Genomic DNA, 6,209 nt, shown 5'->3' on the forward strand with positions numbered 1-6,209 from the left:
GAGAGAAAGCAATGGCAGGTAAAACACTTTATGACAAGTTGTGGGACAGCCACCTTGTTCAACAGCGCGACGATGGTAGTGCCTTAATCTACATCGACTTACAACTACTACACGAAGTAACGTCTCCACAGGCGTTTGAAGGTCTACGTATGCATGGCCGTAAGCCATGGCGTTTGACGTCAAGCATTGCGACACCGGATCACAACGTGCCAACAACCGTTGAAGAGCGTAAGAGCGGTGTCAACGGTATCGCCGATCCAGTATCAAAAATCCAAGTCACAACATTGGATGATAACTGTGATGAATTCGGCATCACAGAATTTAAAATGACCGATATCCGCCAAGGTATCGTTCACGTAGTTGGGCCGGAGCAGGGCGCAACGCTACCAGGTATGACCGTTGTATGTGGTGACTCGCACACTTCTACTCACGGTGCGTTCGGTGCACTAGCACACGGTATCGGTACGTCAGAAGTGGAACACGTACTTGCGACTCAGTGTCTAGTACAAAAGAAAATGAAGAACATGCTAGTGCGCGTAGACGGTCAATTATCGCCATACGTGACAGCAAAAGACGTGGTGCTAGCGATCATCGGTAAAATCGGTACAGCGGGCGGCACCGGCTTTGCCATCGAATTCGGTGGTGAAGCGATCCAGTCTCTATCAATGGAAGGTCGTATGACCGTTTGTAACATGGCCATCGAAGCAGGCGCACGCGTGGGCTTGATCGCGGTTGACCAAACAACCATTGATTACGTTGCTAACCGCCCTTACGCACCAAAAGGTGATCATTGGAACATGGCGGTGGAAGCATGGTCTGACCTTGTTTCGGATGCGGACGCTCAGTTTGACGAAGTCGTTGTGCTAAATGGCGCAGACATCAAACCGCAAGTTACTTGGGGTACGTCGCCAGAGATGGTGATTGCCATCGACCAAGACATTCCGCGCCCAGAAGATCAAACTGATCCTGTAACACGCGAAGGTTACGCTCGTGCATGGAAATACATGGGCCTAGAAGGCAAGAAGACCCTTGCTGACGTTACGCTAGACCGCGTATTCATCGGCTCTTGTACCAACTCTCGTATTGAAGACTTACGTGCAGCGGCAGAAGTCGTTAAAGGCCGCAAAGTAGCTGCTACGTTGAAACAAGCGATCGTGGTACCAGGTTCTGGTCTAGTCAAAGCGCAAGCCGAAGAAGAAGGTCTACACGAAATCTTCACTGCGGCGGGTCTTGAGTGGCGTGAGCCAGGTTGTTCAATGTGTCTGGCCATGAATGCTGACAAGTTAGGTCAAGGCGAGCACTGTGCTTCGACGTCGAACCGTAACTTTGAAGGTCGCCAAGGTTTTGGCGGTCGTACGCACTTGGTTAGCCCAGCGATGGCGGCAGCCGCAGCGATTGCCGGTCACTTTGTTGACGTAAACGATTTGGTTACACAGTAGGAGTTAGCGATGCGTCCATTTACAAAACACACAGGTATCGCAGCGCCATTAGACTTGGCCAACGTCGATACGGATATGATCATTCCAAAGCAGTTCTTGAAATCGATCAAGCGTACAGGTTTTGGTAAAAACCTTTTTGACGAACTACGTTACCAAGACGAAGGTCAGCCAGACCAAGATTGCACTGGCCGTCCACTACGTGAAGACTTCGTGTTAAACCAAGCGCGTTACCAAGGTAGCAGCATCTTGTTGGCACGTAAAAACTTCGGTTGTGGTTCAAGCCGTGAGCACGCGCCTTGGGCCTTAGACGATTACGGTTTCCGTTCCGTGATCGCGCCAAGTTTTGCGGATATCTTCTTTAATAACTGTTTTAAAAACGGTCTACTACCGATCGTTCTAACAGAAGAAGAAGTGGATCAGCTTTTCAAAGAAGTAGAAGCCACAGAAGGTTATGAACTAACTGTTGACCTAGAAGCACAAAAAGTTATCTCACCATCGGGTGCAGAGTTCAGCTTCGAAGTGGATGCTTTCCGTAAGCACTGCCTACTAAACGGCCTAGATGACATCGGTTTGACGCTACAAGAGTCAGACGCGATCAACGCTTACGAAGAACAACGAATTAAAACAGCGCCTTGGTTATTCGAAGCGCGCTCATTGTAAGGAAAGAACATGTCTAAGAAAGTATTAGTATTGCCGGGTGACGGCATTGGTCCAGAGATCGTAGAACAAGCAGTGCGCGTCCTTGACGCAGTCAACGCTAAATTCAACCTAGACATCGAGCACGAGTCTGCGTTGGTTGGTGGTTCTGCTTACGACGAAACAGGTTCTCCACTTCCAGAAGTCACCCTAGACAAAGCGAAAGCTGCGGATGCGATCCTTCTAGGCGCAGTAGGTGGTCCTAAGTGGGACGGTCTAGATATGTCTGTTCGTCCAGAAAAAGGTCTACTAGGTCTACGTTCTAACCTAGAGCTATTTGCCAATTTGCGCCCAGCGATTCTATACCCACAACTGGCAGACGCTTCCAGCTTAAAGCCTGAAATCGTTGCCGGTCTAGACATCCTAATCGTACGTGAGCTAACTGGTGGTATCTACTTCGGCCAGCCACGTGGTATCCGTACGCTAGAAAATGGCGAGCGCGAAGGTTTCAACACTTACGTGTACAGCGAGTCTGAAATCCGCCGTATCGCCCGTTCTGCCTTTGAAGCAGCGCGTCAGCGTGGCAAACGCGTATGTTCTATCGACAAATCAAACGTACTTGAAGTGACCGTTCTATGGAAAGAAGTCATGGAAGAAGTAGCGAAAGAGTACCCAGATGTTGAATTGTCACACATGCTAGTGGACAACGCAGCGATGCAGCTTGTTCGTGCACCGAAGCAATTTGACGTCATGGTAACCGGCAACATGTTCGGAGATATTTTGTCAGATGCGGCAGCCATGTTGACAGGCTCTATCGGTATGCTACCGTCTGCATCTCTAAACGCAGAAGGTCGTGGTATGTACGAGCCATGTCATGGTTCGGCGCCAGATATTGCAGGCAAAGGCATTGCAAACCCATTGGCGACCATCCTTTCTGTTGCTATGATGTTGCGCTACTCGCTAGATGCGAAAGACGCAGCAGATACGATCGAAGCAGCGGTCAGTACAGTGCTTGACCAAGGTCTTCGTACAGCAGATATCGCTTCACAAGGAAGCGAAACAGTCAGTACCTCACAAATGGGTGATGCCGTACTGGCTGCTTTGAAAGCTTAATTCATAAAATTTAAGCATTAACTCGGGATACTGCTCTTGGTATGAGTAGGCCCACACTAAAAAAGGTAAAAAAACATGTCAAAACAAACTGTAGGTTTAGTCGGCTGGCGCGGAATGGTTGGTTCTGTGCTGATGAAGCGTATGCGTGATGAGAACGACTTCGATCATATTGATCCAGTGTTCTTCTCTACGTCCCAAACGGGTCAAGCAGGCCCAGATATCGGTAAGGATATTCCACTTCTACAAGACGCAATGGATATTGAGTCATTGAAAAAGATGGATGTCATTATTACGTGTCAAGGTGGTGACTACACTAAAGCGGTCTACCCACAGTTACGTGAGGCAGGTTGGAAAGGTTACTGGATCGACGCAGCGTCTTCGCTACGTATGGACAAAGACGCAATCATCGTTCTTGATCCAGTTAACCAACACGTGATCAAGCAAGGTCTTAAAGATGGCGTGAAAACCTTTGTAGGTGGTAACTGTACTGTCTCTTTGATGCTTCTTGCTCTTGGCGGTCTTTTCGAAAAAGGCCACATCGAGTGGATGACATCCATGACATACCAAGCAGCGTCTGGTGGCGGTGCACGTCACATGCGCGAGCTACTAAACCAATTCGGTCTGCTTAACGCAGAAGTGGCAAACGAGCTTGCTGACCCAGCGAGTGCGATCCTAGACATCGACCGTAAAGTCGCAGAGAAAATGCGCTCTGGTACACTTCCGACTGATCAATTCGGCGTACCACTAGCAGGCTCTTTGATTCCTTACATCGACAGCCAACTTGATAACGGCCAAAGCCGTGAAGAGTGGAAAGCACAAGCAGAGTGTAACAAGATCCTAGGCATCGACGGCAAGCCAATCCCAGTGGACGGCCTATGTGTACGTATCGGTGCGATGCGTTGTCACAGCCAGGCGTACACCATCAAGCTAAACAAAGATATCCCAGTAGCGGACATCGAAGGCATGCTTGCTGAGCACAACCAATGGGTGGATGTGGTACCAAACGACAAACAAGCCACTATGGAGCGTCTAACGCCTACAGTGACGACTGGTACTCTAAACATCCCAGTGGGTCGTATCCGTAAACTGAACATGGGCCCTGAATACATCAGCGCTTTCTCAGTGGGTGACCAACTACTATGGGGTGCAGCAGAGCCACTACGTCGTATGTTGCGTATTTTGATTGAAGGCTAATTGGCCTTTTGTTGGATTGAGTTAGAAAGACCCGCTGCTGGAAGGTAGCGGGTTTTTTTGCATATTAAGTAACGAAACTAAGGACGGAATTTTGAACTTTAATGAAACGGTTGTGTTTGTTTCATCTGGAATGCTTAAACCTAAAAAAAGGGATAACTATTTAGCCAGAAGGCAGCAATATTTAAACTATGGTGCTTTAACATTAGCTACTTTATTGGAAGAAAGGGGATATTCAGTAAAATTGTTCCATGGAGGACACGAACATCCTATTAGCTTCGTGGATATGCTAAATCAATTTGGTGTATTTTACTCCAAATATCCTCTGATGATATCAATGCAAAGTTTATATGCTCTTGAATGGACTCAGGAATTTACTAAATTAGTCAAAAATATTTACCCTACTAAAACCATAATTCTTGGGGGAAGATGGGCTATTGGTTCTGATCCGTTATGGATAAAGCAACGATTGCCTTTTGTCGATAGAGTTGAAGGAGGGCTTGGTGAAGATAAAATATTAAACTTAGCTGAGTCTAATAATCACAAACGCATTAGTATAAATAGCAATCAGGTTTTACCTCCTGAAGTCCTGAATCATCAGATCGTAGATAAATATGAACTTTTCCAGCCAAATATTGAGGTCTCCAGAGGTTGTGGTATGGGGTGTGACTTTTGTGAAGAAAGAAGTATCCCTTTAACTAAATTGAAGCCCGCAATTCATGTTGCAGATCAACTTCAAAAGGTTGCATTGCAATATAATGACTTCTCGATTAGACCATACTTACAATCTTCTTTTTTTGCACCTAATAAAAAGTGGTCTGAAAATTTGGCTAGTGCGGTAGCTAAGCATGAAAAAATAATTCAATGGCGTTGTGAGTCGCGTGTCGATGCATTAAAGCCTGAATCAATAAAATATTTAGCGTTAGGTGGGATGAAGGCTATAGATTTAGGTCTTGAAAGTGCATCTCCTCAACAAATTATTAATATGAAAAAATCTAATGATCCGGATAAATATCTGCGCTCTGCATCTGAGCTATTGAAGGCATGTAGAGATAATAATGTCTATGTTAAGTTGAATTATCTTTTGTATGCAGGTGAAACTGAAAAAACAATTGATGAAACAATTGCATGGCTTGATGAGCATGCAGATTGTATAAAAGGTATTTCTGTTGGTCCTGTTGTAGTATTTGGAGCACCAACTGCTTCAAAAGACTTTGTTGAAAATTTAGAAAAGTTGGGTGCATCTTTAGTTTCTCAGGAAGAACTCTATCAAAAAGGAATAGGGCATATACATCCAAGTGCGAAGATCTCTTCGGATGACGCAGAAGAAATATCTATTAAGATCAGTAAAAAGTATATGGTTATGGATGATTATTTTTATCTGAAATCTTTTTCCTACTATCCTCGTAATTATAATTTTGATGATTTTAAAAAAGATGTTATGTGTTCAGATAAAGAAAAGTTGCCATTTTATATTTAACAGGAAAGTGATTTGCTTTTATGGATCAGCAAAAAGAAAATAAATTTGATGAGTTGTATAGGCTTTTAGATATAACAGCTAAATCAAGATATCGAGCTGCTACTAGGTTGAAGATTCATGGTCTTTTATCTCAATGCACTCTATCATTACTTGCTATTGGATTAATTATCTCGTCTTTATTTACATTATCTGACATGAAAATATTGCTTGATTCAGAGTATGTGTCCGTCATGCAAATAATATTTTCAGTGTTAATCCTTACTTATTCATTATTGTTAGGTATTGGGGATTTTGGCGTAAGGTCTTCCGATTATCATCTGTGTGGACTTGAAATAAGTAGGTTGCTTCGA

Annotated in this window: 6 protein-coding genes; all 6 read left to right on the forward strand. The window is 44.8% G+C overall.

The window, feature by feature from the left end:
* Positions 1-11 precede the first annotated feature (11 nt).
* Positions 12-1,439, forward strand: a complete 1,428-nt coding sequence (gene leuC / locus JHD44_RS18425; RefSeq protein ID WP_199464189.1) for a 3-isopropylmalate dehydratase large subunit — start codon at positions 12-14, stop codon at positions 1,437-1,439.
* A gap of 9 nt (positions 1,440-1,448) precedes the next feature.
* A complete protein-coding gene (gene leuD / locus JHD44_RS18430) occupies positions 1,449-2,099 on the forward strand; it encodes a 3-isopropylmalate dehydratase small subunit (RefSeq protein WP_199464190.1) in 651 nt (216 codons plus the stop codon).
* Between the two features lie 9 nt (positions 2,100-2,108).
* A complete protein-coding gene (leuB, locus tag JHD44_RS18435) occupies positions 2,109-3,188 on the forward strand; it encodes a 3-isopropylmalate dehydrogenase (RefSeq protein WP_199464191.1) in 1,080 nt (359 codons plus the stop codon).
* A 75-nt stretch (positions 3,189-3,263) separates the two neighbouring features.
* Positions 3,264-4,382 carry an aspartate-semialdehyde dehydrogenase gene (asd, locus tag JHD44_RS18440; protein ID WP_199464192.1) on the forward strand — a complete coding sequence of 373 codons (1,119 nt, stop codon included), beginning with the start codon at positions 3,264-3,266 and terminating at the stop codon, positions 4,380-4,382.
* Positions 4,383-4,473: 91 nt separating this feature from the next.
* Positions 4,474-5,859, forward strand: a complete 1,386-nt coding sequence (locus JHD44_RS18445; protein ID WP_233402325.1) for a B12-binding domain-containing radical SAM protein — start codon at positions 4,474-4,476, stop codon at positions 5,857-5,859.
* Between the two features lie 20 nt (positions 5,860-5,879).
* Positions 5,880-6,209: SLATT domain-containing protein (locus JHD44_RS18450; protein ID WP_199464193.1), on the forward strand; the 330-nt coding region annotated here is incomplete at its 3' end.

This window comes from Marinomonas ostreistagni, assembly GCF_016461785.1.
In the GTDB taxonomy this organism is placed as follows: domain Bacteria; phylum Pseudomonadota; class Gammaproteobacteria; order Pseudomonadales; family Marinomonadaceae; genus Marinomonas; species Marinomonas ostreistagni_A.

Bases quoted from the DNA above. Each gene is read 5' to 3' on its own strand.
- leuC (WP_199464189.1), top strand. From the start codon at position 12: ATGGCAGGTAAAACACTTTATGACAAGTTGTGGGACAGCCACCTTGTT.
- leuD (WP_199464190.1), top strand. From the start codon at position 1,449: ATGCGTCCATTTACAAAACACACAGGTATCGCAGCGCCATTAGACTTG.
- leuB (WP_199464191.1), top strand. From the start codon at position 2,109: ATGTCTAAGAAAGTATTAGTATTGCCGGGTGACGGCATTGGTCCAGAG.
- asd (WP_199464192.1), top strand. From the start codon at position 3,264: ATGTCAAAACAAACTGTAGGTTTAGTCGGCTGGCGCGGAATGGTTGGT.